At 60.1% G+C, this 26,351-nt stretch carries 27 protein-coding genes; 12 read left to right on the top strand and 15 right to left on the bottom strand.

Annotation, left to right across the window (positions count from 1 at the left end; genetic code table 11):
* Nucleotides 1-3: 3 nt before the first annotated feature.
* The 5 genes from MK208_RS11430 to MK208_RS11410 are packed head-to-tail and all read left to right on the top strand — an operon-like array spanning nucleotide 4 to nucleotide 4,031.
* Nucleotides 4-1,080: a glycosyltransferase family 4 protein gene (locus tag MK208_RS11430; RefSeq protein ID WP_294116655.1), complete on the top strand. Its 1,077-nt coding sequence runs from the start codon at nucleotides 4-6 to the stop codon at nucleotides 1,078-1,080.
* Nucleotides 1,080-1,667, top strand: coding sequence for a histidine phosphatase family protein (locus MK208_RS11425; protein WP_294116654.1), 588 nt, complete (start codon nucleotides 1,080-1,082; stop codon nucleotides 1,665-1,667). The genes MK208_RS11430 and MK208_RS11425 overlap by 1 nt, the downstream gene beginning before the upstream one ends.
* The gene (locus MK208_RS11420) at nucleotides 1,664-2,806 is read left to right on the top strand and encodes a glycosyltransferase (protein ID WP_294116653.1); all 1,143 of its coding nucleotides are present in this window, start codon (nucleotides 1,664-1,666) and stop codon (nucleotides 2,804-2,806) included. The genes MK208_RS11425 and MK208_RS11420 overlap by 4 nt, the downstream gene beginning before the upstream one ends.
* Nucleotides 2,803-3,558 carry a polysaccharide deacetylase family protein gene (locus tag MK208_RS11415; protein ID WP_294116652.1) on the top strand — a complete coding sequence of 252 codons (756 nt, stop codon included), beginning with the start codon at nucleotides 2,803-2,805 and terminating at the stop codon, nucleotides 3,556-3,558. Before MK208_RS11420 ends, MK208_RS11415 begins: the two co-directional genes overlap by 4 nt.
* Complete coding sequence (locus MK208_RS11410) at nucleotides 3,555-4,031, top strand: class I SAM-dependent methyltransferase (RefSeq protein ID WP_294116651.1); 477 nt, start codon at nucleotides 3,555-3,557, stop codon at nucleotides 4,029-4,031. Before MK208_RS11415 ends, MK208_RS11410 begins: the two co-directional genes overlap by 4 nt.
* Nucleotides 4,032-4,086: 55 nt before the next feature.
* On the opposite strand, the gene MK208_RS11405 is transcribed toward MK208_RS11410, so the two are convergent.
* From MK208_RS11405 to MK208_RS11380, 6 genes are all read right to left on the bottom strand, one after another.
* Entirely contained in the window at nucleotides 4,087-4,995 is a 909-nt protein-coding gene (locus MK208_RS11405) for a rhodanese-related sulfurtransferase (protein WP_294116650.1), read from the bottom strand.
* A 59-nt stretch (nucleotides 4,996-5,054) separates the two neighbouring features.
* The gene (locus MK208_RS11400; protein ID WP_294116649.1) at nucleotides 5,055-5,801 is read right to left on the bottom strand and encodes a sulfite exporter TauE/SafE family protein; all 747 of its coding nucleotides are present in this window, start codon (nucleotides 5,799-5,801) and stop codon (nucleotides 5,055-5,057) included.
* Nucleotides 5,802-5,900: 99 nt separating this feature from the next.
* Nucleotides 5,901-6,770 (bottom strand): 3-keto-5-aminohexanoate cleavage protein, encoded by an 870-nt coding sequence (locus MK208_RS11395; protein ID WP_294116648.1) that lies wholly within the window; start codon nucleotides 6,768-6,770, stop codon nucleotides 5,901-5,903.
* 1 nt (nucleotide 6,771) lies between these two features.
* On the bottom strand, nucleotides 6,772-7,572 hold the full coding sequence (locus tag MK208_RS11390) for a TIGR03084 family metal-binding protein (RefSeq protein ID WP_294116647.1): 801 nt from the start codon (nucleotides 7,570-7,572) through the stop codon (nucleotides 6,772-6,774).
* Nucleotides 7,569-9,524, bottom strand: coding sequence for an acetyl-CoA carboxylase biotin carboxylase subunit (locus MK208_RS11385; protein WP_294116646.1), 1,956 nt, complete (start codon nucleotides 9,522-9,524; stop codon nucleotides 7,569-7,571). The genes MK208_RS11390 and MK208_RS11385 overlap by 4 nt, the downstream gene beginning before the upstream one ends.
* A gap of 2 nt (nucleotides 9,525-9,526) precedes the next feature.
* Complete coding sequence (locus MK208_RS11380; RefSeq protein WP_294116645.1) at nucleotides 9,527-11,146, bottom strand: carboxyl transferase domain-containing protein; 1,620 nt, start codon at nucleotides 11,144-11,146, stop codon at nucleotides 9,527-9,529.
* 133 nt (nucleotides 11,147-11,279) lie between these two features.
* Between MK208_RS11380 and MK208_RS11375 the strand changes: the two genes are divergently transcribed.
* The 5 genes from MK208_RS11375 (at nucleotide 11,280) to MK208_RS11355 (ending at nucleotide 16,869) form a co-directional block, all read left to right on the top strand.
* Nucleotides 11,280-12,068 carry a PaaX family transcriptional regulator C-terminal domain-containing protein gene (locus MK208_RS11375; protein WP_294116644.1) on the top strand — a complete coding sequence of 263 codons (789 nt, stop codon included), beginning with the start codon at nucleotides 11,280-11,282 and terminating at the stop codon, nucleotides 12,066-12,068.
* Between the two features lie 87 nt (nucleotides 12,069-12,155).
* On the top strand, nucleotides 12,156-13,286 hold the full coding sequence (locus MK208_RS11370; protein ID WP_294116643.1) for an MlaE family lipid ABC transporter permease subunit: 1,131 nt from the start codon (nucleotides 12,156-12,158) through the stop codon (nucleotides 13,284-13,286).
* A gap of 2 nt (nucleotides 13,287-13,288) precedes the next feature.
* The gene (locus MK208_RS11365) at nucleotides 13,289-14,092 is read left to right on the top strand and encodes an ATP-binding cassette domain-containing protein (RefSeq protein ID WP_294116642.1); all 804 of its coding nucleotides are present in this window, start codon (nucleotides 13,289-13,291) and stop codon (nucleotides 14,090-14,092) included.
* Between the two features lie 3 nt (nucleotides 14,093-14,095).
* On the top strand, nucleotides 14,096-16,210 hold the full coding sequence (locus MK208_RS11360) for an MlaD family protein (protein ID WP_294116641.1): 2,115 nt from the start codon (nucleotides 14,096-14,098) through the stop codon (nucleotides 16,208-16,210).
* Nucleotides 16,207-16,869 (top strand): ABC-type transport auxiliary lipoprotein family protein, encoded by a 663-nt coding sequence (locus MK208_RS11355; RefSeq protein WP_294116640.1) that lies wholly within the window; start codon nucleotides 16,207-16,209, stop codon nucleotides 16,867-16,869. The genes MK208_RS11360 and MK208_RS11355 overlap by 4 nt, the downstream gene beginning before the upstream one ends.
* Here the strand turns inward: MK208_RS11355 and MK208_RS11350 are convergent.
* The 3 genes from MK208_RS11350 to MK208_RS11340 form a co-directional block, all read right to left on the bottom strand.
* The gene (locus tag MK208_RS11350) at nucleotides 16,866-17,504 is read right to left on the bottom strand and encodes a PEBP family protein (RefSeq protein WP_294116639.1); all 639 of its coding nucleotides are present in this window, start codon (nucleotides 17,502-17,504) and stop codon (nucleotides 16,866-16,868) included. The two genes, MK208_RS11355 and MK208_RS11350, sit on opposite strands and share 4 nt — an antisense overlap.
* Before the next feature lie 125 nt (nucleotides 17,505-17,629).
* Nucleotides 17,630-18,733 (bottom strand): 3-isopropylmalate dehydrogenase, encoded by a 1,104-nt coding sequence (gene leuB, locus MK208_RS11345; protein ID WP_294116638.1) that lies wholly within the window; start codon nucleotides 18,731-18,733, stop codon nucleotides 17,630-17,632.
* A 58-nt stretch (nucleotides 18,734-18,791) separates the two neighbouring features.
* The gene (locus MK208_RS11340) at nucleotides 18,792-19,688 is read right to left on the bottom strand and encodes a LysR family transcriptional regulator (RefSeq protein WP_294116637.1); all 897 of its coding nucleotides are present in this window, start codon (nucleotides 19,686-19,688) and stop codon (nucleotides 18,792-18,794) included.
* A gap of 97 nt (nucleotides 19,689-19,785) precedes the next feature.
* Here MK208_RS11340 and MK208_RS11335 point away from each other — a divergent pair, with 97 nt between their 5' ends.
* The gene (locus MK208_RS11335) at nucleotides 19,786-20,682 is read left to right on the top strand and encodes a sugar nucleotide-binding protein (protein WP_294116636.1); all 897 of its coding nucleotides are present in this window, start codon (nucleotides 19,786-19,788) and stop codon (nucleotides 20,680-20,682) included.
* Here MK208_RS11335 and MK208_RS11330 read toward each other — a convergent pair.
* Nucleotides 20,652-21,647, bottom strand: a complete 996-nt coding sequence (locus MK208_RS11330) for an endonuclease/exonuclease/phosphatase family protein (protein WP_294116635.1) — start codon at nucleotides 21,645-21,647, stop codon at nucleotides 20,652-20,654. The two genes, MK208_RS11335 and MK208_RS11330, sit on opposite strands and share 31 nt — an antisense overlap.
* 17 nt (nucleotides 21,648-21,664) lie before the next feature.
* Complete coding sequence (locus tag MK208_RS11325) at nucleotides 21,665-22,510, bottom strand: hypothetical protein (protein WP_294116634.1); 846 nt, start codon at nucleotides 22,508-22,510, stop codon at nucleotides 21,665-21,667.
* Between the two features lie 431 nt (nucleotides 22,511-22,941).
* Here MK208_RS11325 and MK208_RS11320 point away from each other — a divergent pair, with 431 nt between their 5' ends.
* Entirely contained in the window at nucleotides 22,942-24,156 is a 1,215-nt protein-coding gene (locus MK208_RS11320; protein WP_294116633.1) for a hypothetical protein, read from the top strand.
* 148 nt (nucleotides 24,157-24,304) lie between these two features.
* Here MK208_RS11320 and MK208_RS11315 read toward each other — a convergent pair whose 3' ends face one another.
* The 4 genes from MK208_RS11315 to MK208_RS11300 all read right to left on the bottom strand — a co-directional run bounded on the left by MK208_RS11315 (nucleotide 24,305) and on the right by MK208_RS11300 (nucleotide 26,351).
* Nucleotides 24,305-24,871: a GNAT family N-acetyltransferase gene (locus tag MK208_RS11315; protein ID WP_294116632.1), complete on the bottom strand. Its 567-nt coding sequence runs from the start codon at nucleotides 24,869-24,871 to the stop codon at nucleotides 24,305-24,307.
* A gap of 14 nt (nucleotides 24,872-24,885) precedes the next feature.
* Entirely contained in the window at nucleotides 24,886-25,203 is a 318-nt protein-coding gene (locus tag MK208_RS11310) for a hypothetical protein (RefSeq protein WP_294116631.1), read from the bottom strand.
* A gap of 75 nt (nucleotides 25,204-25,278) precedes the next feature.
* Nucleotides 25,279-25,884 (bottom strand): 3-isopropylmalate dehydratase small subunit, encoded by a 606-nt coding sequence (gene leuD, locus MK208_RS11305; RefSeq protein WP_294116630.1) that lies wholly within the window; start codon nucleotides 25,882-25,884, stop codon nucleotides 25,279-25,281.
* 29 nt (nucleotides 25,885-25,913) lie between these two features.
* Nucleotides 25,914-26,351 (bottom strand): hypothetical protein, encoded by a 438-nt coding sequence (locus MK208_RS11300; protein WP_294116629.1) that lies wholly within the window; start codon nucleotides 26,349-26,351, stop codon nucleotides 25,914-25,916.

Genomic DNA, 26,351 nt, shown 5'->3' with positions numbered 1-26,351 from the left:
CTCATGGGGCCGATTGCGTTTTATGCCCCTCTGAAATCACCGCATCATCCGGTGCCGTCCGGCGAGCGCCAGATGGCGCGCAACCTGATGCAGCTGCTGATGCGCGATGGCGTCGTGCCCCAGTTGGTCTCTGAGCTGCGCAGCTTTGATAAACACGGCGATGGTGCGGTGCAGGCAGCGCTGCTGGCACAGGCGGAGGCGGAGATACCGACGCTGATTGCTAAGGGGCGGGCCGAGGGCTGGGCGCTGTGGGCGACCTATCACAGCTATTACAAAGCGCCGGATTTGTTGGGGCCAACCGTGAGCGCGGCTTTGGGCATTCCCTATTTGTCCTTTGAGGCCACGAGAGCCAACAAACGCTTGGGCGGGCCTTGGGATGCTTTTGAGAAAAAGGCGCAGGCGGCCTGTGATGCGGCGGATGTGTTGTTTCACTTCACGGGGCGCGATGCAGTGGCTTTGCGGGGTCATCTGAAAGTCGGGCAACAGCTTGTGCATCTGCCGCCGTTTCTGGCGCAGGAGAATTTGCCAACCCAAGCGGAGCCGGATGCGTCGACCCTTCTGGTGGCGGGCATGATGCGCAAGGGCGACAAACTGGCGTCATACAGCATCATCGCGGAGGCCTTGGGGCATCTGACTGGCGACTGGCAGGTCGAGATTGCTGGAGATGGGCCGTGTCGTGCTGAGGTTGAGGCGCTGATGGCACCCTATGGGGGTCGGGTGCGATTTTTGGGACAGCTGGACGCCAGGGAAATGGCGCAGGCGTACGAGCGCGCGCGCGTCTTTTTCTGGCCCGGCGTAAACGAGGCCTTTGGCATGGTCTACCTGGAGGCGCAGGCACATGGTGTGCCGGTGGTGGCACAGGATCGCCCCGGTGTGCGCGATGTGGTCGCGGCAGAGGGCTTGGTGGCCGACCCAACCCCGGATGCGCTTGCAGCGGCGCTTTTGACGGTGTTGAATGACGATGAAACCCATCGGCAGCGGGCGCAAGAGGCGCGGGATTTGGTGCAAAACCACCACCTGCTCACAGCCGCCCGGCAGACCGTGTGGGAGGTTCTGAACCCATTGATGAAAGAGACATGATGATCCGATTGGCCATGCTGCGGCACGGACACACCCATTGGAACCGCGCCGGACAAATCCAGGGGCGCACGGACATTCCGCTGGACGATGAGGCGCGCGAAGGTCTGGCAGAGTTCAAACTGCCCGCAGGCTGGGACGCCGCCGAACTGGTGGCAAGCCCGTTGCTCCGCGCGCAGGAAACCGGCGAAATTGTCACCGGGCGCAGGCCAGCGGTGGTCGACGCGCTGATCGAGATGGACTGGGGGGATTGGGAAGGCAAAAAGGGCGTGGACCTTAAGGCCGATCCCAACAGCGGGTTTCGCGACATCGAGCAGTGGGGCTGGGACTACCAGCCGCCGGGCGGGGAAAGCCCGCAGATGGTCTGGGACCGCTTGGCGCCGTGGTTGTTTGGCCTAAAGCGGGATTGCATTGCGGTCTGCCACATCGGCATCATGCGGATGATTTTGGCCAAGGCGCATGGCTGGGATTTTGACGGCCCGGCCCCGTTTGCGGTGAAGCGCAACCGGCTGTTTGTGGTGGAAATTGAGGGGGATACGGTTAAAGTCGCAGACCCTGATATTGTGCGATTGGAAAGGCGCAGCGCATGAAAGTTTTGATCGCTGTCACCCATCTTCTGGGCACCGGGCATCTGTCCCGCGCTCTGACACTTGCCCGCGCGTTCACGCGTGATGGCCACGAGGCTGTGGTGCTGTCGGGCGGCATGCCTGCAGAGCATCTGGACAAGGACGGCATTGCATTGGTGCAGCTGCCGCCGCTGGCCTCGGATGGTGTGGATTTCACCAAGCTGTTGACTGAATTGGGCGTGGAGGCGGATGCCGCCTATCTGGCCAAGCGTCAGGCGATGATGGTGAAAGCGGTAGAGGACATGGCGCCCGATGTGGTGATCACCGAACTCTTCCCCTTTGGCCGTCGTAGCCTGTCGGCGGAGTTTGAAGCCTTGCTAGACGCCGCCAAATCATTGCCGCAGCCTGCCTTGGTGCTGGCCTCGGTGCGCGACATCCTTGCACCGCCGTCGAAAGCCTCCAAAGCGGCTCGCGCCCGCGAGGTGATCAAACAGTATTACGACGGCATTCTGGTGCATGCCGACCCAGAGCTGACCAAACTCGACATGAGCTGGCCATTGACCAGCGATGTGACGGCGATGCTGCGCTACACCGGCTACGTGGCGCCGCCCGCGCCACAACAGCATCCGGACAGCGCAGGTGCCGGTGAAATTGTGGTCAGCGCCGGGGGCGGCGCGGTCGGACAGGCGCTGTTTGAATGTGCGATCAAAGCCGCCAAACGTAGCCCGTTGCGGTGGCGCTTGTTGGTGGGCGGGGCCAATGCCGAGGCGCGGATTGCAGAGCTCAAAACGCTGGCCGATGATCCGATGATCAAGATTGAACCGGTGCGGCCCGATTTCCGGCAAATGCTGCACCATGTGACCGCCTCGGTCAGCATGTGCGGCTACAACACCGCGCTCGATGTGCTGCAAACCGGCGTGCCAGCGGTGTTTGTGCCGTTTGATGATGGCGGGGAAGTGGAGCAGACCCTGCGCGCGCGCGCCCTTTCCGTGCAGCCCGGCATCGAAGTGCTCAGCGCCACCGACCTGACCCCGCAAAGCCTGATGGCAGAGATCAAACGTGTGGCCTCCAAAGACCGCCGCAGCCCGTCCGGCCTGCGTATGAATGGCGCGGCTGAGAGCGTGCGTATTGCCCAATCCATGCTGGCGGAGCTGCGCGGGTGAGGATCGACTGGTCAGCGCTGCGGGCGGAACTGGCGCAATGGCGCGCAGAAGGTCTGGTGCTGCCCTTGTGGTGGCGCGATGACGACGCGGTTGCCCCCACCGAGGCGCTTGATCAGCTTGCGTCGTTAAGCACAGCGACGGAAGTTCCGGTACACTTGGCGATCATACCCAAAGACGCCAACGAGGCTTTGGCGCAGGACTTGGCGACGTGCTTTGTGCCGGTTGTGCACGGCTGGGCCCATGTCAGCCACACGCCGGAGGGTGTGAAAAACGCAGAGTTTGGGGCGGGCCGCCCTGCCAACGCGGCACTGGCGGATGCGTCTCAAGGCCTTGCGCGACTTCGCGCCCTGTTTGGCGACAAGTTGGCGCCGATGTTTGTGCCGCCGTGGAACCGGATTGCGCCCGATGTTGTGGCCGGGCTGGCCGAGGCTGGTTTTGACGCGGTGTCGACCTATAACCCTCGTAAAACCGCCATGGCCGCCTCCTGTGTGGCGCAGATCAACACGCACATTGATCCGATTTTCTGGCGCGGCCATAGAGGGTTGGTGGATGTAGAGACATTGCTGTCTCAAGTGGTCAAGCTGCTACAAGACCGCCGCGCGGGTCACACGGACAATCAAGAACCCCTGGGATATCTCACGCACCACCTTGTGCATGACGCCGATATCTGGGAGTTTTCGCGGCAGTTTTTGCAGGAAATTTGCGAAGGGCCAGTGCGGCTTTATCGCCATGATGGAAAGGGCATTTCATGAGCCGTTTGAACAGCATGATGCGTCGCTTGGCAGCGCAGGCCGATGGGCTGGAGTGGGGCAACACCATGGTGGACAGCCTCAAGGGGGATTTCCTCGACATGGGGCTGGGCAATGGCCGCACCTATGACCACATCCGCGAGATTGCTCCAGAGCGGCGCATCTGGGTGATTGACCGCGCGCTGAACTGCCACCCTTCCTGCGTGCCGCCGGAGGAGGATTTCCTTCAGGGCGAAGCCGAAGAGATGCTGAAAAAGATGGCGACAGACGGCACCAAAGTGGCCATGGCGCATTATGACTTTGGCTTTGGCGACAAAGAGAAAGACGTGGCCGAGGCGGCGCGTCTGTCGGCAATGATCAAAGAGATTATGTTGCCCGGTGGCGTGCTGGTGTCAGGTCAGCCATTGGTTGGATTTGAACAGGTGCGCGGGCCAACAACCGTGGCGCCAGAGCGCTATTATTTCTACAGAACATAAAGATGCGCCCGGTCAGTGACCGGGCGTTTTGTTCTTTGGCTTGGTGACTTAGGGATCAGTCCAGACCGATGATGTGCTGCTCGCCGCGCTGGCGTGCCAGAGTCATTTGCTTTTGACGTTCCCGGAACCGCTCTTTGTCATTTTCCGAATACTCGCCAACACATTGGTGGCAGCTCACGCCCGCCTCATACTCCGGACGCTCCTGATCTGCCGGTAGGATGGGGCGACGGCAGGCATGGCACAGCAGGTGCGGGCCTTCTTTCAGCCCGTGCCCAACCGACACACGTCCGTCAAACACAAAGCACTCGCCATCCCAGCTGCTCTCTTCCTGTGGCACCTCTTCGAGGTACTTCAGAATGCCACCTTTCAGGTGATAGACATCTTCGACACCCTGACTCATCAGGAAGTTGGTGGATTTCTCACAGCGAATGCCCCCGGTGCAGAACATCGCCACACGTTTGTTGTGGAAGCGCTCTTTGTTGGCTTCCCACCACGCCGGGAATTCGCGGAACGTCGCGGTTTCCGGGTCAATTGCGCCTTGGAAGGTGCCAATCGCCACTTCGTAGTCGTTTCGCGTGTCGATGGTGACCACATCCGGCGACTGGATCAGCTCGTTCCAGTCCTCCGGGTTCACGTAGTTGCCCACATGCGCGGTCGGATCGACGTTGGGCTGGCCCAGCGTCACGATCTCTTTCTTGAGCTTCACCTTCATGCGCGGGAACGGCTTTTCCGCCGCGGTGCTCAACTTCCACTCAAAGTTGGCGCAACCCGGCAGCTTTTGGATGTAGCCAATTACTGCATCAATGCCGTCGCGTGGCCCGGCAATGGTGCCGTTGATGCCCTCATGGGCCAACAACAAGGTGCCGGTGATGTTGTGCTTCTGACAAAACTCCAGCAAGGGCGCCCGCAGGGCCTCGTGGTTGTCAAAAGTGGTGAAGTGATAGAGAGCGCAGACTGTAAACATAGCGCCCCATTACGCCTATTTTAAAGGTCTATCAAGACTCAGTCCCCTGTGGCGTTTTGTCAGAGGAAGGTGCTGACCCCGCCCCACAACAGACGCAGCGCAATCAGGATCAGCAACACATTGAGCACCTTGTGAAATCCGTGGTCGCTCATCCGGCCCAGCACATGTTTGCCCACCCAGGTGCCCGCTGCGCCACAGATGATCAGTCCGGCGATGAACAGCGCCCAGGGGGCAAAGCCAAACCCCAGTGCCGCAAACATCGCCACCTTGAGCCCGTGCTGCACCGTCATCAGCGCCGCGTGGGTGGCGACATGGGTGTGGCGGTCCAGCTGCATGGTTTTCACATAGGCGGCGACAAACGGGCCGGTGGCGCCAAAGAACATGGTCAGAAAGGAAGAAAACGCGCCCGCGCCAATCGGCCATTTTCCGATCCAAGCAGGCGTCTTGCCGAGCACCACCCACAGCAGGAACAGACCAATGCCAATTTGCACGGTCGCAGGCGGCAGGCTCACCGCCACACTGCCGCCAATGGCCACACCGATGAGGGCACCGATGGTGAAGGCGGGCAAGGCGCTGCGCAAGATGTGGCTGCTGAACATGATGGCGCGCACGGCGTTGGAGCCCAGTTGCACCACGCCATGTACAGGGATCAGCGCCGCTGGCGGCAGGATCACCGCGGTCACCGCCAGGAAGATCGCACCGCCGCCAATGCCAAAAGCAGCGGTCATCAATGAGGTGGCAAAGCTCACCGCCAAAAGGAAGATTGCATGGGTTTGGGACAGGTCTGGCGGGAGCAGGTCAATCATGGCGCCACTATGAGCAGTGGGTCTCCCAGTGCAAGCTTTCTTCCGGCTTGGGCTTCTTCTTGCCAAAAATATCCCGGGGGTGCGGGGGCTGGCCCCCGCTTACGACCGCTCTGGCGAAATGCCCAACATCTCCCGTGCTTCTGCTGGACTGGCAATTGCGCGCCCGGCGTTTGTGGCGCAGGTGGCCAGCGCTTCAATCAACGGCCCATTGGAGCGGGTCTTGTCCCCATTCGGTAGGTAGAACGTGTCTTCTACACCGGTGCGCAACATGCCGCCAAGCTCGGCGGCCTTTTGGTGGCTCTGCCAAAGCTCGCTGCGCCCGATCAGGGTGGCTTGCCAGAAACTGTCTTTCAGCATGTAGGGCATGAGGAATGCCAGAAGTTTCGGGTCCACGGGCATGCCCGATGCCACGCCCATGACAAGGTTGTACTGCGCACAGCTGGTCATGCCGTTTTGCACATACATCGCCACAGAGCGCACGATGCCGGTGTCAAAGCACTCAAACTCTGGAATTGTGTTGGTCTCCGCCATCACATCGAGGTGGTCCTGAATTTTGGACGGCTGGTTTTCAAACAGCATTGGCGGCCAAGCCCACTCTCCGTTGCTGCGTAGCTTGAGATAATTGAGCGAGCCGGCGTTGCAGGCGGCGATTTCGGGCTTGAGCACACGAATGCAGTCCAACGCGCCGGAGTAATCCGGCCCTACCACGCCGGTGGTGGCGTTGATTAGGATGTCGGGGCAGGCATCGCGGATCGCGCCAACAATTTCCGTCGCCACCTTTGGGTCCCAGCTTGGCAGATGACCTTTGCCTTCTTCCTGCTGGCGGAAGTGGATGTGGATCACGGCGGCACCCGCGTCCATCGCCTCGCGCGCGGAGGCGGCGCATTGCGCGGGCGTGACCGGCACGGGGTGCTGTGTCGGATCGGTCAGAACGCCGTTGAGCGCACAGGTGAGGATGGCTTTGTCCATCTCAGCGCTCCTGTTTGTGGCGGCTGCCGGGGGCGGGCGGCGTTTCTGGCGGACCCGCAAAACATTGGGCGTTGGCCATCCAGGTCTGGGCAACTTCGCCTGTGGCGGTCAGCGCGGTATCGGCAAAGGCGCGGGTCTGAGTGACCACGGCGGCAAAATCTGCGGCAGGGCCTGCGATGCTGTTGTCGCCCTCTTCGCCAAACTCCCATGTGGCACCGGATGGTGCGGTCAGGGTGAGTCTGGGCATGGCCTCGGGCACCGGCAGGCTGTGCACCTGATGGGACCAGCCAAAGGTGTTCACGCCAAGGATCACGATGTTTTTGATGCGGTCGCTGTCTGCGCGGACCTTGCCCAGTAGGTCAAACACTTCAAACCCATGGGCCCAGGTTTCCATTTGCCGGGCGGTCATAGAGGAGCGTGCCGACATCGACGGGCCGACCCAGGGCAGGCGCGCCTTGGGGTCCATGTTTCGCCAGCGGGCGGCGACGTCGCGCGCCGTTTCGATCCAGAGGGCACGCAGGTCTGCGCCGCGCTCCGGGATGGTTTCATTCTCATAGCTGCGCAGGGAACCCGAGGCCTTGAGCGAGGCCATCGCGCCGCCCATGCGCGCCATAAAGGCGGCTTCGTCGGAGGCAGACAGGTCCGCGCCGGTGTTCCAGAAATGCAGGTGCACCAAAACGTCTTCGACGGTCCAGCCTTTGAACTGGGTTTGTGTGCGCAGCTCCGCGTCCGACAAACCAGACAGGGCGTCATACAGCACTTCGGACTCGGTGAGAAAATCATCAGCTTGGGTGAGGGTCATGTTGGGTCTTCCATGGTCAGGATCAGCGCGCCTTTGGACAGCTGTTGGCCGGTCTCAACGTGGAGCGCGGCGACAACGCCGTCGGCGGCGGCGGTCAATTGATGTTGCATTTTCATGGCTTCAAGCACGGCCAACGTGTCGCCTTTTTGGACGGTGTCCCCTGCGGCCACGTTGAGCGCCACCAGCAGGCCCGGCATCGGCGCGGTGAGGGCGCCGGTGGCGGTGGCGTCAGTTGTGGCCCAGGGCTGTGCGCGGGTGACATGCAGGTGGTGGCCTGCGGTTTGCAGATAAAGCCCCCTCATACCGTCAGGCGCGTGATGCGCAGTGGTGCGGTGTCCGTCGATGCGGAGGTCGCTCGAAACGTTGTGGGTCCAGCCGTCACCAGAAACCGTGATCTGGTCCGTGCCAACACTCGTTGCGGTGATACTATGTAGTTCTCCGTCAAGCGAGAGATCCAGCGGAATAGGCAGGCCGCCATCGCTGGAGAACCCTGCGAGGGAGGCGTCCGGCAGCAGACTTTGCGCTTGTGCTTTATCACTTTCGCTGCGCAGCAAAAGCGCGGCAGAAAGGGCGACAGTTTGGGACGTGACGGCGGTCTGCGGAGGGCCATTCGGGTAGGCGTCATCCAGAAAAGATGTGGTAGCCGTGCCGTTTTGCACCTCGGTGCGATCGAGCAAGTCGCGCAGGAACGCCACGTTTGTGGTCACACCCAGAACTGCCGTGTTGTCCAGTGCTTGGCTCAGCTTGCGCAGGGCTTCATCGCGGGTGTCACCATAGGCAATGAGCTTGGCCAGCATTGGGTCATAATGCGGAGAGACTTCGTCCCCACTGCGCACGCCGGTGTCGATGCGGATGATGTTATCTGTTTCAAATTTATGAATTTTCCCAATGGATGGCAGGAAGCCATTGGCGGGGTCCTCGGCGTAGAGCCGGACCTCTATGGCGTGTCCTGAGAGTGTGATGTCCTCTTGGGAGACGGGCAGGGGCGCGCCCTGCGCGACAGCGAGTTGCAGTGCGACGAGGTCCAGGCCCGTGACCATCTCGGTGACCGGATGCTCGACCTGAAGGCGGGTGTTCATCTCCAGGAAATAGAAATCCTCACCGTTTCCATCGAGCAGAAACTCCACCGTGCCCGCGCCGACGTAGCCCACCGATTGAGCTGCTGCGATGGCGGCCTTTTCCATACGCTTTCGTATGGTTCGGGTCATGCCGGGGGCAGGGGCTTCTTCTATTACCTTCTGATGCCGGCGCTGGACAGAGCAGTCTCGTTCCCCCAAGGCAATGGTATTGCCGTCGTGATCCGCAAAGATCTGAATTTCGATATGTCGCGCGCTTTGCACGGCGCGCTCGAGGATCAGCGTGCCATTGCCAAAGGACGCACTGCCCTCCGCTCGGGCCAAGGTGAGCGCCTCGGGCAGATCGTCCAAATCCGTGACCAGCCGCATGCCTTTGCCGCCACCTCCCGCTGCGGCTTTGACCATGAGTGGCATGCCGATGTTGCGTGCGTGAGACAGCAATGTCGCGTCAGTTTGATCATCACCTTGATAGCCGGGCACGCAGGGCACTCCGGCGTCCAGCATATGCGCCTTGGCGATGGCTTTGTTGCCCATGATCTCGATGGCCTCGGCGGATGGTCCTACAAAAACAAGACCTGCGCGTTCAACCGCGCGGGCAAAATCTGCGTTCTCAGACAGAAAGCCATAACCGGGGTGGATTGCCCCCGCGCCGGAGGCTTTGGCGGCCTCCAAAATAGCGTCGCTGTTGAGGTAGCTGTCGGCGGCGGGCGCGAGGCCGATGGGGTGCGCCTCATCCGCCATCGAGACATGCAGCGCATTTGCGTCGGCATGCGAATAGACCGCAACAGTGCGCAGGCCGAGGTCGCGCGCGGTGCGGATGATGCGGCAGGCAATTTCGCCCCGATTGGCAATCAGAAGGGTGTCAAACGTGCTCATGGTCACATCCTCGCCACGCCAAAGCTGTTGGAGTTGAGATCGCGACGACGGGCCTCGGCCACGGTGGCAAGGCAGAAAGCAATCACTTTGCGGCTGTCACGGGGATCGATCACGCCGTGGTCGAGCACTTTGCCGGAGGTGAAGAAAGGGGAACTTTGCGCATCAAACAGGCCTTGAATGGCGGCTTCCTGTTGGGCCATGCGGGCCTCATCCACGTCGACGCCTTTGCGGGCGGCCCCGGCGCGGGCGACGAGGCTCATGGTTTTTGCGGCCTGTGCGCCGCCCATGACGCCGGAGCGGGAGGTCGGCCAGGCAAACAGGAAATCCGGCTGATAGGCGATGCCGCACATGCCGTAGTTGCCCGCGCCAAAGCTGGCGCCGCAGTAGAGCGTGATTTTGGGCACGCGGGCATTGGACACGGCTTGGATCATTTTGGAGCCGTGTTTGATCATCCCGGCCTGTTCATAAGCCGTGCCGACCATGTAGCCGGTGGTGTTATTGAGGAACACAAGCGGGGTGCCCGCCTGTTCGCAGGCCTGAATGAAATGCGTGGCCTTGTTGGCGCCCGCCGGATCGATGGGGCCATTGTTGGCAAGGATGCCAACGGTGTGGCCGTAGATTTGCGCTTGAATACAGAGGGTTGCGGGGCCAAAATCCGGTTTGAATTCGTCAAAATCGGACCCGTCGACAAGCCGGGCGATCAACTCGCGCGCGTCATAGGGCGTGGACCAGTCGGCGGGCACCACGCCTGCGATTTCACCCACGTCAAAACGCGGTTCGTCAAAGGCGCGCGCCTCTGGTTTGGGCATGTCACGGTTCCAGTCCAGCCGCGCCATGACCCGGCGGGCCAGCGCGATGGCGTGCACGTCGTCTTCGGCGAGGTATTCCACCAGACCGGAGGTGGTCGCGTGCATTTCCGCGCCGCCCAAATCGGCGTCTTTCGCGACCTCGCCGGTTGCGGCATTTACCAACGCGGCCCCGGCAAGTGCGGCCATGCCGTTTTTCTTCACGCCAATCACATAGTCCGACAGGCCGGGCATATAGGCGCCGCCCGCAGTGGACGGGCCATGCAAAACCGCGACGGTGGGCAAACCGGCCGCCGAAAGACGCGCCAGATTGCGGAACACGCCGCCGCCCAGAGCCCAGTCTTCGACGCGGTAATTCATCAGGTTGGCGCCCGCGCTTTCGACCAGATGCACAAAGGGCAGCTTCTGGCGCAGGGCAATTTCCTGGGCGGAGAGCATGGCTTGCAGCGACATCGGAGACAGCGCGCCCGCGTTGATGCCGCTGTCATCCACAATCACCATGCAGCGCACGCCGGAGATAAAGCCAATGCCCATCAGGAAAGTGCTGCCTGGCAGGGATTTCTCTGGGTCATCGCTGTCTTGCAGATACCCCGCGAGACTGTGCAGGCGCAGGAACGGCAGGCCGGGGTCCAGCAGGCGGGCGAGCCGCTCTCGAGGGGTGATTTGCCCCCGTGCGGCAAAGCGCCCTCGCCGTTGTTCGGATTTCTCCGCCGTCCGGGTTTCCAGCGCGCGCAGTTCCGCCACGGCGCTCAACATTGCATCCCGGTTTTCGCCAAACGCAGGCGCGTTGGGCGTGATCTGTGTCTCAAACGACATGGGGGCTCCTCCTCCTGAGCGGTCCCGATATTGAGATCACTCTGAGCCGCCGGCGCGGGCGCATCAAGGCAGCGTGATTGTGACGCTGCGGCCAAAGCTTGTTGTTGAGGCTTGGGCGGCGTAGAATTGGCCCATGCAAACTGTTGATCTGCAAGAAGATATCAATGCCGTCGCCGCCTGTGGCCCGATCAAAGTCTGGTCGGTTGTGGTCACCATTCTGGGCGACCTGCTGCAAAGCGAAGAGGCCTGGCTGTCCGGGCCGGTGTTAGATGCATTGGTAAGTCGGCTCGGGATCAACAATCAGGCGTTGCGCGTGGCGGTACACCGGTTGCGCCGGGATGGTTGGATCACCTCGGAGAAGCGCGGGCGGTTGTCGGCGCATCAATTGACGGCCAAAGGCTGGGCCGAGACCGAAGCAGTGCGCGGGCAGATTTATGGCACAGCAGATACGGCGGAGGCGGTCTGGTTGGCGGTAGGTGGCCCGAATTTGACGGCAGCAGAGTTTCTGGAGCTTTTGCCGACCCACGCGGTTGCTTTGTCAGCACGCAGTGCGCTGGGGACCGGGACCGTGCGTCCGAGTGAGGAGGTTTTGCTGAGCAAGTTCACGCCGGAGCGTGTGCCGGAGTGGGCGGTCACTGCTTTGGTCCCGCACGAGCTGGCGACGGAATATGATGCGCTGTCAGAGGCGGTCGGGCGTGTGCTTGCGCATAGCACGCCGGAAGGCACATTGGAGCGTACCGCGCTGCGGCTGGTGATCTTGCACCACTGGCGGCGGTTGCGGCTGCGCCATGGCGCTGTTCAAGATGCGGTTCTGCCGTCTGATTGGCCCGGCGCACGGGCGCAGCGGCTGGTGATGCAGGCGCTGACCCGGCTGGAGTGGCCAGAGGTGGCAGAGCTTGAGCGGCAGGTGGCGCTGGGCTAGGCTTTTTCGAAACGGTTTGAGGTAACAGAATTAGGGCAGGATGATCCGGGGTTTGACGGACACTATGGAATGCGGAGTGCGCCGCGCATGAGCGTTTTGGCGGCGCCAGACCTGCAGGTTGCGGCCCAGGATGGGCGCGCCACTGTCCGCCTGTCAGGTGCTTTGCTGACCGAGTTTCTCGCCGACATGGAAGCGCCGTTCGCACAGGCTGCGCCAACTGAGACGCACGTCGACATAGACCTCTCCCCGCTCACCGCCTTTGACACAGGGGGGGCTTGGCTGGTCTCTCAACTGCGTGCGCGTCTGCAGACACAGGGCGCCGAGGTGCAGATCACTGGCGCGGCGGATCATCTTGCATTGATCGAAACAGTGGCCACCGCCACGCCGGAAGAGACACCCCATGAGCTGCCGGAACACGGACGCTGGGAATGGGTGGCGGATATTGGCCGCAAGCTGGTGTCCGGTTGGGATGACGCGCTGTCACTGGTGAGTTTTCTCGGGCAAACGCTCGCCGGGTTGGCGGATGTGATTGTCCGTCCGCACAAAGTTCGCTGGGCGAGCCTGTTCACGCATATGCAGGACGTCGGCTTCAACGCGGTGCCGATTGTGGCGCTGATGGGCTTCTTGATCGGCGTGGTGCTGGGCTTTCAGGGGGCCAGCCAGTTGCAGCAGTTTGGCGCAGAGGTGTTTGTGGTCGAACTGATCGGCATCTCGGTGCTGCGCGAGCTGGGCATCCTGCTGACTGCGATCATTGTGGCCGGTCGTTCCGGTTCTGCCTTTACGGCCTCGGTCGGGTCGATGAAGGTGCAGCAGGAAATCGACGCCATGCAGACCCTGGGCCTTGATCCGGTGCGGGTGCTGGTGGTGCCACGGGTGCTGGCACTGTTGATCATGTTGCCGCTTTTGGGGTTCATCGCCAATCTGTTTGGCCTCTTTGGCGGCGCGCTGATGAGCTGGGTGAGCTTGGATGTGAACCCCGGCATGTTCCTCACCCGCCTGCATGACAACATTGCCGTGAAACACCTGCTGGTGGGCATGGTGAAAGCGCCGTTCTTTGCGCTGGTGATTGGGGTGGTGGCCTGTTGGCAGGCCTTCCAGGTGAAAGGCAGCTCCACCAGCGTCGGCCAACGCACCACCTCCAGCGTGGTGCAGGGCATCTTTCTGGTGATTGCGCTCGACGCGCTGTTCTCGATCTTCTTTGCGCAGTTGGGGGTGTGAGCATGAGCGATATCCCAGAGCGTGACGCCATCATCAAGGTCCGCGGATTGCGCAACCAGTTTGGGCCACAGGTGGTGCATGACAATCTCGATCTGGACGTGTGGCGCGGCGAGGTACTGGGCATTGTGGGCGGGTCTGGCACCGGCAAATCGGTGCTGCTGCGCACCATTGTTGGCCTGAACAAACCGGCAGCAGGTACCATTGAGGTGCTGGGCACCAATGTGCTCACCGCGCCGGAAGAGGAACGGCGCAAGGTCGAAACCCGCTGGGGTGTGGCCTTTCAGGACGGCGCGCTGTTTTCCTCGCTCACGGTGTTGCAGAACGTGATGGCGCCAATGCGCGAGCATCTGAAGCTGTCGACCAATTTGATGAAGGAACTCGGCGCGCTCAAGATCAGCCTTGTGGGGCTGCCGCAGCTCGCCTGTGACAAGCTGCCCAGCGAGCTGTCGGGCGGGATGCGCAAACGGGCAGCCTTGGCACGGGCGCTCGCGCTCGACCCGCAGATTGTGTTTCTGGACGAGCCCACAGCGGGCCTCGATCCCGTCGGGGCGGCGGCCTATGACGACCTGATTGGCGAGTTGCAGCGCAGTCTGGGCATCACCGTCTTTATGGTCACACATGATCTGGACAGTCTCTACGCGATTTGTGATCGCATTGCGGTGCTTGCCGAGAAGCGAGTTCTGGTAGAAGGTCCAATAGAAACAATGACGGATGTCGATCATCCGTGGGTGCAGGAGTATTTCACCGGCCCACGTGCGCGGGCCGCGCAGGTCAAAGGCATCGACACCGAAACCGGGGGCGCATAGGGCATGGAGACACGGGCAAACTACCTCCTGATTGGGGTGTTCGCGCTGGTCGGCCTGATCGGCTCGTTCCTGTTTGTGCTGTGGCTCGCCAAGATCGATCTGGAAAAGCAATACGCCTATTACGACGTGCTGTTTGACAACGTCTCCGGCCTCGGGATGGCGGGTGGCGTGCGCTACAACGGCCTGCCGGTGGGGCAGGTTGTGATGCTGGAGCTGGACGAGGAGAACCCCTCACTGGTGCGGGTGCGCATTGAGGTGGGGGCAGACACGCCGGTGAAGACCGACACTATTGCCAAGCTGCAAGGGCAGGGTGTCACCGGCGTGAGCTTTGTGGCGCTGTCTGGCGGCACGGCGGGTGCGGCGGCGTTGGAGCAATTTGGCGAAATCCCAACCGAGCCAAGCGCGCTTCAGTCTGTGATCCAAGGCGCGCCGGAGCTGATGGAAAAGGCGATTGGCCTGCTGGAAAACCTGCAAGGCGTGGTGAGCGAAGAAAACACCGCTGCGGTGAATGAACTCTTGGGCAATCTGGCCAGCGCCTCGGGCCGTTTGGACCGCACCTTGGCGGAGTTTGAAGAGCTGTCCGAAGATGTCGGCAGCGCGGCACGTGAAATCGCCGCCTTCACCACGCGTTTGGAGGCCCTGTCGGACACCGCCGAAGAAACGTTGGTCGAGGCCACCGGCGCGCTGGGCTCCATCAAGGAGGCGGCTGAGCGCACCAAAGGCACGTTGGACAATGCGGAAAGCGCCTTTGCCACAGCGGATAGCCTGATGAAAGAAGACCTCAAAGACTTTATTCAACGCGGCGCAGATGCGGCGGCTGCGCTGGAGAATGTGGTGGAGGTGCTAGAACCCTCGGCGATTTCCGCGATGCAATCGGCGCAGGCTTTGATTGATGAGCGCCTGCCCGCCTTGGTGCAACAGGTGCAAGACACGGCGGAAGTGATGGAAACCCAGATCGCAAAGGTCGGCACCGATGCGTCGAGCCTGATGGCGCGGTATGAGGAGGTCGGCACCAGCGTGCAGGCCCGTGTGGAGCAGACCCAGACCGCCATATCGGCCTTTGAAACCGCCACCAATGCGGCGACCGACACGCTCAATTCGGTGCGGGTGGCCTCGGATACGGCCACCACAGTGATGAACACCGATCTGCAGCCGTTGGCGGATGAAGCCACAGCGGCGCTGACCACGGTGCGCGACATCGCGACCACCAAAGTCTCGCCTTTGATTGATCAGACCAACGAGACGCTGGTGGCGATTGAGACCGGCGTGGAGGAGATCACAGACCAAGGCGCGCTGATGTTGGAAACCGCCACGGCGCGCTTGGTGGAGGCACGTAGCACGCTTGCGAATTTCAACGAGGCTTTGGAGCTGTCGGATGAAATGCTGCGGTCGTTGGATGACACGGCGGATGCGGTGAACACGTTGGTGCGTGGCGGCGCAACCGAGATGGTCGAGGATGCCCGCGAAGCCGCGGCCAGCGCGCGCAGCGCCTTGGATGCCATCCGCGTGACCGTGGATGAGCGCCTGCCGGAGGTGGTGGAAAACATCTCTGAAGCCGCACAAGCCGCCAATACCATGATCGCCAGCATCGACACGCTGGCCGTGGACGCCACCGGCCAATTGGCCACGCTGTCCCCACAGGCCAGCGAAGCGTTGACGACAGCGATCGACACGTTTGAGCGCTCAAATCGCACCCTGGAGGCGATCTATCAGGCGATGGAAACCGCCGACGATACGCTGGCCACGGCGGGCGACACGTTCAGCGGGGTGAACCAGATTCTTGATGAGGATGTGGACCAGATTATGACCGACATCAGCGGTGCAGTGGCGGCGGTATCCGGAACGGTTACAGGTGTCTCTGATGACATCAGCAAGGCGTCGGACGAGGTGCTGGCCGCCTCGCAATCCGCATCTGATTTGCTCGGCACGGTGAATGAGATTGTGCAACGCAACGAGCGGCAGGTGTCGGAATTCCTGCGGTTGGGCTTGCCGCAAACTGTTAAATTTGTGGAAGAATCCCGCTATCTGGTTGGCAACCTTGACCGGCTGGTGGCCCGGATCAAACGCGATCCGGCACGGTTTCTTCTCGGCACGCAAGGATCGGAGTTTAGCCGATGACTCGATGGGGATGGGCAACGGTATTGGTGGGCGCGCTGGCGCTCTCGGGCTGCGGCGGGTTGGGCACGTTGAACCGCGCGGCCTCGCCGACGGATCTCTATACGCTGACGCCCAAAAGCACGTTTTCGTCGGGCCTGCCCCGTCTCAGCCATCAGATTGTGATCGAGGAGCCCACGGCCCATGCCGCTGTGGACACCGACCAGATCGCGGTGCAGCCGACGCCCTATCAGTTTGAATATCTGCCCGTGGCGCGTTGGGTCGATCGCGCGCCGGTGATTGTGCAGACGTTGCTGATCGAGAGCTTTGAAAACAGCGGTAAGGTGGCCGCCGTGGGCCGTTCCTCCGTGGCGCTGCGTCCGGACTTCCTGATTGTGTCAGACCTGCGCGAGTTTCAGGCGCGCATTCCGGCGGTGGAAACCGAAAGCAATGCGCTGGAAGTGCATGTGCGCATGAACCTCAAGATTGTGGACGCCTATGACGATCACATCATTGGGTCAAAGTCCTTTGAGAAAGTCATCATGTCGCCCAGCGAAGAGATGTCTGATGTGGTGGTGGCGTTTGATGATGCCTTGGGCAAAACCATGCGTCGCGCCGTGGAATGGAGCGTGAAAACCATCTACAGCCACGGCCAACGCAACCCGCGCCCGGCGCTGCGCTAGCGGATCAGCAACCGACAAATCATCGTGTTGTTGGTTTCCAGATCCGGCCCCCAGATGAACTCCGCCCGCCGGTCCCATTTGATATCGTTGTAGCCGTCTTTCGGCCGCACCTGACGTTTCTTGTACTCCGTCGCCCGAGGCCAATCTGAATCGTCAAAATACTCGGCAGTCCAGCCGCGCGGCGGCTTGCTTGCTTCAAACCCACACGGCCCTTCGCCCACGCGCGGGTTGCGCTCCTTGGTGCAGGATTTGTTGAGCGGTGCCTCATGGATCACCTTACAGCGCCAGTCTTTGTCAGACACGGCCACGATGTCCCCGGCGGCATCTTTGATTTGTAGGATCACGCCGCCATCACCCATTTGTTGGCGGTTGGTGCCGATGTATTCCAACCCGGTGTCGTTCTCTTTGAAGTCTTTCGCCATCAGCGCCAGCATAAACGGTCGTTCGGCGCGGAAGGTGAAGCTCTCGGCGTTAAACGAGCGTTCCGTGGCAATGGAGATGCGGTCCTGTCCCACCAAGGATCCGTTCGCATAGAGGGCAAACCAATTGTCGGCCCAGACGTCCGCCTTGAAGGTTTCTGCTGTGGCGGCGGTACTTAGAACCAGCGTGAGGGCGCCCCCGAGGACATGCTTCATGTCGACCTCCAAAACTTGCCTGCCTTAGTGGTAGCAGCTTGCAGAAGCCCGCGGAAAACAAATTGCCAAAAAGGTAAAGGCGCCCCTAAGGACGCCTTCGCAATTTCTCAAGCTGTGGCCTGTGCTTAGAGGCTTGCGTCCAGCGCGGCCAGCAGGGCGTCGCCCATCTCGGAGGTGGACACCGGGGTGCCGCCGTCTGCTTGCATCAGGTCGCCTGTGCGCACGCCATCTGCCAGCACTTTCTCCACAGCCGCTTCCAGACGGTCTGCTTCTGCGCCTTCGTTGAAGGAGTAGCGCAGCGCCATGGCGAAGGAGAGCACACAGGCACATGGGTTGGCTTTGCCTTCGCCTGCGATGTCTGGCGCGGAGCCGTGTACCGGCTCATACAGCGCTTTTGGACGGCCGTTGTCCATTGGTGCACCCAGGGAGGCGGAGGGCAGCATGCCAAGCGAGCCGGTCAGCATCGCGGCACAATCCGAGAGGATGTCGCCAAACAGGTTGTCGGTGTAGATCACGTCAAACTGCTTGGGTGCGCGCACCAGCTGCATTGCGCCATTGTCGGCGTACATGTGGGAGACTTCCACCTCTGGGTAGTGTTTGGCCACTTCGTTGACCACTTCGCGCCACAGGATGCCGCTTTCCATCACGTTGGCTTTTTCCATCGAGCACAGACGCTTGTCGCGCTTCATCGCCAGCTCAAACGCAGCGCGGGCGCCACGCTCGATCTCGGATTCGGTGTAGCGCTGGGTGTTGATGCCAACACGTTCGTTGCCTTCTTCAAAGATGCCGCGTGGTTCACCAAAGTACACGCCGGAGGTCAGTTCGCGCACGATCATGATGTCCAGACCGGACACGATGTCGGTTTTCAGTGAGGAGAAATCTGCCAGCGCGTCAAAGCACTGCGCCGGGCGCAGGTTGGCAAACAGGTCCATCTCTTTGCGCAGGCGCAGCAGGCCGCGCTCTGGCTTCACGGAGAAGTCCAGATCGTCGTATTTTGGCCCACCTACGGCGCCCAGCAGCACCGCGTCCACTTCTTGCGCTTTGGCCATGGTGTCGTCATGCAGCGGCACGCCGTGTTTGTCATAAGCCGCGCCGCCGACAAGGTCTTCGCTCACGTCAAATTTCAGGCCACGCTTGTCGCCAAACCAGCCAATAATACGCTGGACCTGGTCCATGACTTCGGGGCCGATGCCGTCGCCGGCGAGGATGAGAAGCGAAGGGTTGCTCATTGCGGTGCGTCCTTGATCAAATAGGTTCGCTACGGGTTACCGAGTGGCGCGTGAAAGATCAAGAAACAAAGGGCTTTAATGCGCTCTCCAGCAGGGTCCAGACGCGGGAAATGCGCGGGGTGTGGCGCAGGCTTTCATGGGCGGTGAGCCAGACAGGCAAATGTGGGATTGGAAAGTCGATTTTGATCTCTTCGATTCCCGGGGTTTGCCGCGCAATGTGGCGCTGACAAAACCCCAATCCACAGCCCGCGCGCACCAATTCCCAATAGGTGGTTTGATGGTCACAGCGCACCGGAAACCAATCCCGATTGGCGGGGATGCCCATGCGGCGCATTTCGCGGATGATGTCGTCATTGGCGTCATAGCCAACGATGTCATGATGGGGCAGGTCTTCGGCCCCGGACGGGCGACCTTTGCGGGCGAGGTAGCTCTCGGCGGCGAACATGCCCAGCGTGATGTCGCCCAGATGTTTGGTGATCATGTCGAGCTGCTCGGGGCGGTACATGCGCACAGCGATGTCGGCCTCGCGAAACAGCAGGTTCTGCGATTGATCCGACGGCACCAGCTCAATCTGGATTTGCGGTTCTTTCTGGCGCAGATCGGCCAGAATGTTCGGCATGACATGATGCGCCATGAAGATGGATGACGAGATCCGCACGGTGCCGGCCAGGTCGGTTTCCCCACCGGCGGCGGCCAGCGACAGGTCGGCCATGGCGGCGGCCATACGTTGCGCGGGTGCGAGTAAGGCCTGTCCTGTTTCGGTCAACTCAAAACCCCGCGCGTGGCGGTGGAAGACCTCAACCTTCAGCGTGTCCTCGAGCGTTTTGATATGGCGTCCCAACGTGGGTTGGGAGGCATTGAGCTGCCGCGCCGCGCCAGACAGGGAGCCGGTTTCCGCCACAGCCAGAAAGGACTGGATCAACGACCAGTCGAGGTTTGAGAGTGCCTTTTCCATTCATTTATGAATATCACGGCTGCGAATTTCGCCAATACCTAACTGTCTTCGAATGCCGCATGTTGGTGTCAAGACGCCAGACAGCAGGAGAGAGATCATGGCACAGACGGTTTTGATACTTGGCGCAAACGGGCGGTTTGGACGCAACGCAGCGCAGGCTTTTGCCAAGGCGGGGTGGGATGTGCGCCCCTTTGATCGCAGCAAAGACCGGCTGCGTGAGGCGGTGCATGGGGTGCAGGTGATCGTGAACGCCTGGAACCCGCAATACTTTGATTGGGCCGCACAGGTGCCAAAACTGCACGATGAGGTGATTGCCGCCGCCAAAATGGTGGACGCCACGGTGATTGTGCCGGGCAACGTCTATGTTTACGGCGCACAAACGCCCAGCCCCTGGGGCGTGACCACCCCGCATCAGGCAGAGAACCCGCTGGGCCAAATCCGGCGTGACATGGAGCGGGCCTATCGCTTTAGCGAGGTGCGCACGATCATTCTGCGCGCTGGGGATTTTATCGACACAGAGGCCTCGGGCAATTGGTTTGACATGATCATGACATCCAAGATTGGCCGGGGTGTGCTGACCTATCCGGGCAAACGCGATGTGGATCACGCTTGGGCCTATTTGCCGGATCTTTGCCGCGCGGCTGTGATGCTGGCGGAGAAGCGGGATCAGTTGAACCGTTTCGAGGACGTGCCGTTTCCGGGCTACACGTTGACCGGCAACGATATGGCGCAGGCGTTGGAGCAGGTTCTAGGGCGCACGTTGAAGGTCAAATCCATGGCGTGGTGGGCAATCCAATTGGCCTCGCCGGTGTGGAAACTGGCGCCGCACCTGCTGGAAATGCGCTACCTGTGGAACACGTCGCATCGATTGGATAGCGCTCGGTTTGAGGAATTGCTGCCGGAGTTTGAGCCTACCGAGTTGCACAAGGCTTTGGCCTCTGCACTGCCAGAGTCGGCGGTGCCTCAGAAGGCGATGTCGACCCAAACCATATGATGGCGGCTGGCGGCGATGTCTTTCTCCGATAGCAGCTCATGGCCCGGTTCTTTGGGTTTCGGCCAAAACACCCCAGCGTCGATCACCTTCAGATCGGCGCTGGGCAGGACATAATCGACCCGCAAATCCCCCGGCGTCGGCTCGCGCCAATCCACGGTGGGGCCTGCCTTTTCCAGCGGGTCTTGTAGGCGTGGATCAGTTAGCAAGCCTTGAATGGCTTCATGCCGCCCTTCGCCTTTTTGTGGATCAAGGTTTGCACCGCCCATCAAGACAAACGGCGGCTCTGGTGCGGGCCCCAGCTTGCCGTCCAGCAGATGAGACCACAGGCGGATTTCATCGGCATTGCGCAACCCGTTTTGATCTTCTGGCCCGTCAAACACCGGCGGCCCTGCGGCAAAGAGCATGAGCGTCACTGGGCCGTTGGGATGCAGCGCGGGCAAAACCCAATGGCCATTGGACGACAACCGCTGGATGGCTTGTGCTTCCTCTGAGGGGAACGGTTGCCCATTTACTCCGGGCAATGTGGCCTCCGGCAGGTCCCGCCACAACAGCACCGAGAAATCCCGCGCCTCGCCAAAGGGCCAGCGCGACAGAACCACCATACCACCGGCCCCGCGAAACTTGCCATAGCCCTGCGCATCCGCTGGTGTGTGCAATCGCCCGTCGCCATTCATGTCCAAGCCAGTGGGAATGCCGGTGTTGGGGGGCAGCGAAAAAACATGCGGGTAGTCCAGCTCTCTTTTGCCAAAGTGGTCCCGCAGCGCCTTGGCGCCCAACAGATCCGCGTCATAGTCCACGCCTTGCAGGAACAGAATATCCGGCGCGAGATGTGTCACCACCTGAGTGATCGCCACAACCTGCGGATCGCTCCGCGTGATGTCGCGCAGCATGAGGCCCGGCCCTTTGCGGCTCAGTTCCACATCATAGGTTGCTACGCGGATCGTCTCCGCATGCGCAAAACTCACAAAAAACAGAACGCCAATCAGGCGGCAGAGGACACCGGATGTGTACCACGCGACGCGGCATAGGCGCGGCGGCGGTTCTCGTCGATCATGGTGGCAATGCGGCTCATGGCAATGCCGCGCATGATCATGCTGGCCGGTATGAAAGCCCATGCGCTGATGGTCCAAATCATTGTCATCGGATCGCTTAAGTAGATCGGATCAATCAGGTCCGACATCATCTGAATGATCGCCGGGATTAAGAATGGCATAAGAAATCCTAACGCAATGTTAAGACGGCCATCCCGTTGCAGACGTGGCAGCACGTCGCCGCCTGCGGTGGGGTCAAACAGCGGCAGGTTGATCCAGACGTTAAACGCCCCGTTGCGCGCTGGCCATTCCAGAACGCGCGCAAAGAAGTAGAACACCGCCAGCGTCATCAGAGAGATCAGATAGCTGAGCCCAGACGCGGTGCGCACCTCTTTGATCAGCTCAGGCGTGGCGTTGTCCGGCAACATGATGACCATCAGCCGCACCGGCGAATAGGGGAAATCAATCGCGTCGCCAACAATGATGCCAAGCGCATGCAAAAAGGCGGTGAAGGCGTTGGGCGCCACTTCGCCACGGGCAATCACCGAGAGCGCAAATACGGTGAGAAAGATCGCCAGAAAGCGCATCCGGTTGAACGGCGGCGCGTGGCGGAATTCGATGAACGACGGCGCGGTGGTCACATATTCGATGAACACCAGGATCGAGCTGAAGATCGCAAACAGCAGCACAATGTGCACCACATCTTCGCTCACAGTGGGCAAGATGATGGCTGGCAAGGCAAACAGCAATGCCACCAGTCCCGCACGCGTTGCCGCGCCAATGATTCTGCCTATCACAGCTCGTGTCCCTTCAAACCGGATGTCGCGTTTTGTGGCTCTTTGGCCGTGCGATCTTGTTCCAACTTGATCCCGCTCTGATGGCGGGGTGCCTCATTTATGCCTTATTGTGCCATTGGATCTTGGCAAGTCTCAAGGTTTTGTTTGGATTTTGGCAACCAAGCCGCGGTCTGAGACAGAGACTGGTGCGCGAATGCATCAATTGTGCCTTTCAAAAAAGCACTGTTTTTCAGGGTGATACTAAATCTGGTGGGCGAATTTGGCGGGGCCACAAGGGTTTTGGAGAATGTGACCGCCTCGTAAAACGGCGCGCCACATTTTTGCCTTAATTCAACTTCCAGACATTCCAAATAATGAATATGTATTGATTTAGATCAAGGTAGCGCAAAATCTGACTCATATTCTTTTTATGGAATGTGAAAGGAAATCCTATGTCGTCCCCCTCTGTCACGCGTGAAGACACGCCTTATTCTCCCCTCTATTTTCTTGCTACCTTGGGCTCCGGCGGCCTGATGGTGACCTTCTTTATGTTCCTGATGTTCTGGGTGCCGCATCCCGGGCGCCCTGTACCGATTTTTGAAGACATCACCGCCGCTTTCTTATCTGGAGCACTCCCGCTTCAGACCGCAATTGTGGTCGCCATGGTTGGGATCGCCGGGCTGACCTTTCTGCTGATCAAATCGCTGATCTGGAACCTGCGCCACCTGTCGGCTTTCCGGGCTACGCCTGCCTATCAGGCGCTGCGCACGTCAAACGCCGAAACCCAGCTTATGGCGATCCCGCTTGCGCTGGCGATGGTGGTGAACGGCGGCTTTATCGTGGGTTTGGTGTTTGTGCCCGGCCTGTGGACCGTGGTCGAATACCTCTTCCCAATTGCCATGATCGCCTTTGTCCTGATTGGCAGCTACGGGCTGAGGATCATGCGCGACTTCTTTGGCCGCGTGCTGATCAACGGCGGCTTTGACTGCGCCAAAAACAACAGCTTTGCACAGGTTCTGCCCGCCTTTGCCTTCGCCATGGTGGGCGTTGGCCTGGCCGCTCCCGCTGCCATGAGCGGCTCCGCTTTGGTGGCGGGCGTGTCCTTTATCCTGTCGAGCTTCTTCATTGTGGTGGCAATCCTGTTGGCCGTGGCGAATGTGATCTTGGGCCTGCGGGCGATGATGGAAAACGGCGCCACAGCCGAAAGCGCACCAACCCTGCTGGTGATTGTGCCGCTGATCACAGTGATCACCATCGCTTGGATGCGTCAGAACCACGGTTTGCATGTGCATTTTGACGTGCACGGCGGCGCGGGCGAAACGCTCTCCATGCTGACAACCCTGTTGATGGTGCAGCTTGCCGTGCTGGCACTTGGTCTGACGGTGCTGCGCCGCTTTGGCTATGTGTCCACATTCATCACCGGGCAGGAAAAATCCGCAGGCTCCTACGCGCTGGTCTGCCCCGGTGTGGCGCTGTCGGTGATGTTGCACTTCTGGCTCAACAAAGGGCTGGTGGCGAGCGGTTTGGTCGACAAATTCTCGCTGGCCTATCTGCTGATTTCCGCCGTGGCGATTGCCCTGCAGGTGGCGATGATTTGGTTGGTGCTGAAGCTCAATGCCAAACATTTGGGCGGCACAGATCGTCAGGTGGCTGTGCCTGCGGAGTGATGTGGGGCTAGATTGCGATAAGACGCCAAAGCACCGCTTTGGCGAGCGCCCAAACCGCCCCCGTCAAACCATAGGTTTGCCTTCGGCAAAACGCGGGCGCTTCGCTTTCACCCCTCGGCTCGATCGCTGCTGAGGTTGCGAAGGTTACCTACCGAGGCCGACGCCAATCGTCTCGGTTCAGTTGCCAGAACGCGCAATCTTCGTAGCGCTGGCGCGCAGGCGTCCAAAAGGATTGGATGCCTTGGGGCGACATCCCTAGTTTTTTCAGCAGAGAAAGGGAGGCCGCATTGTCCACCCGCGCCCCGGCGCGCACTTGATGGCAATCCAAGGTCTCAAAAGCAAAGCCAATCGCGCCCTTCGCGACTTCCAGCGCAAAGCCGCGTCGCTGGTAGGCTTCACCAATCCAATACCCCATGTCCGCTTGCCCCTCCGCACAATCCAGCTTGCACCATCCGATTATAGTGCTGGACGCCTTTTCGATCACAACTGCAGGGAAGGATGTGCCACACATTGCATGTTGGCGAGAGTTCCGCAAAATTGTTTGTGTCTCAGACAACGACAGCGGGGTGGGCCATGTTGCAAGTCGGTCGCTGATCTGAGGCGTCATCAAGGCGGTGAGCGCGTCTGCGTCTTCCATCCGACAGGGGCGGAGCAGCAAGCGTTCGGTATCTATGGAGAAGTCCAAAAAACTATCAATCGGCCCAATGGATCCCATTGTTTCTTCCATAATCAAGTGTGCTTTTGGGTAAGGCCATATAGGCGAGTTTTGTGGTGATGAAATCGCTCGTTCAAACCGTTAAGCTCCTCTTCGGTGCCGGTATCTCCATTTAATTTGTGGAACACAATGTCATTGAATGAACCCATGCCGCCGTAAATAGTTTGGACGGCGTTACACAGCTGGGTTTCGTTTGTGGCCTTCATCAGGCTGCGTAGTTGGCTGACCCAAAATTCCCGCCCTTCGGAACTTTCCAAGAGCTCGATTAGTACCTTCAACTCGTCGTGGATACGTTCCACGCGGCTTTTTTGCCTGAACAGTTTTTTAAACATGCAAATCAACCCAAAAGAAAACCCCGCACAACTTGAGCGGTTGTGCAGGGTTATGTCAATCAGCGGTCGACGGGCTTATGCCCAAGGACGCTCCGCTGCCGCTTTGGCTTCATAGGCGTCGATGGAGGCTTCTTTCTCCATGGTCAGGCCAATGTCGTCCAAGCCGTTCAGCAGGCAGTGCTTTTTGAACGCATCCACTTCGAACTTGATCACCTCGCCATCCGATGTGGTGATTTCCTGCGCTTCCAGGTCCACGGTCATCCGGGCGTTTTCGCCTTTTTCCGCGTCTGCCATCAGCACGTCAACCTGCTCCTGCGGCAGCACGATTGGCAGCATGCCGTTCTTGAAGCTGTTGTTGAAGAAGATGTCGGCAAACGACGTCGACACAATCACTTTGATGCCAAAATCATCCAGCGCCCAAGGCGCGTGTTCCCGCGAAGAGCCACAGCCAAAGTTGTCGCCCGCAATCAGGATCTGCGCGTTGCGATATTGTGGTTTGTTCAGCACAAAATCAGGTATCTCTGTGCCGTCACGGTTGAACCGCATCTCATCAAACAGATTGGCGCCAAAGCCGGTGCGGGCAATGGATTTCAAGAACACCTTTGGGATGATCATGTCGGTGTCGATATTCACCAGCGGCATAGGCGCGGCGATACCGGAGAAGGTTTCGAACTTTTCCATCGTGTTACTCCAATGCGCTCAGGGCGCAATTAAGTCTCGGTGCAGCGGCCTCTGGACTCGTCTGAGGCCGCACATTCTTTCTTTTTGCGATCCGATAAAACAATTGGTTTGCGCTGAGAGTAATGGATTTCTCCATCCACCCAATATGCACTACGTCTCACAAGCACATCGTCGCTACGGTCAAACGCATATTCTTCCGTTTGAGCTGTATTTTTCGCGAGCTCCCATTCGCCTTGGTTGGAGGCTGCGAGAGCATCGAGAAACACAAAGAAATCTTCGCGTTTCGCGGATGCACTAAACCAGTACTCATTCTTACCGCTGCTTCGGCAGTGTGAGATATGCGTTCCATCTGTGAGAAGTTTTGTGTTTGGGCACGCAAACCAAGCTGGGCCACTCCAAAAAAACGAGATGATGGACACTGTTGTAAACAGTGCCCACCAAAAGCGTTTTTTGAAGAAAGCCAGCAT

Source organism: Shimia sp., from assembly GCF_022448905.1.
In the GTDB taxonomy this organism is placed as follows: Bacteria; Pseudomonadota; Alphaproteobacteria; order Rhodobacterales; family Rhodobacteraceae; genus Shimia.
Note: the sequence above shows the minus strand (reverse complement) of the source record. Positions and strands in the feature narration are given on the sequence as shown.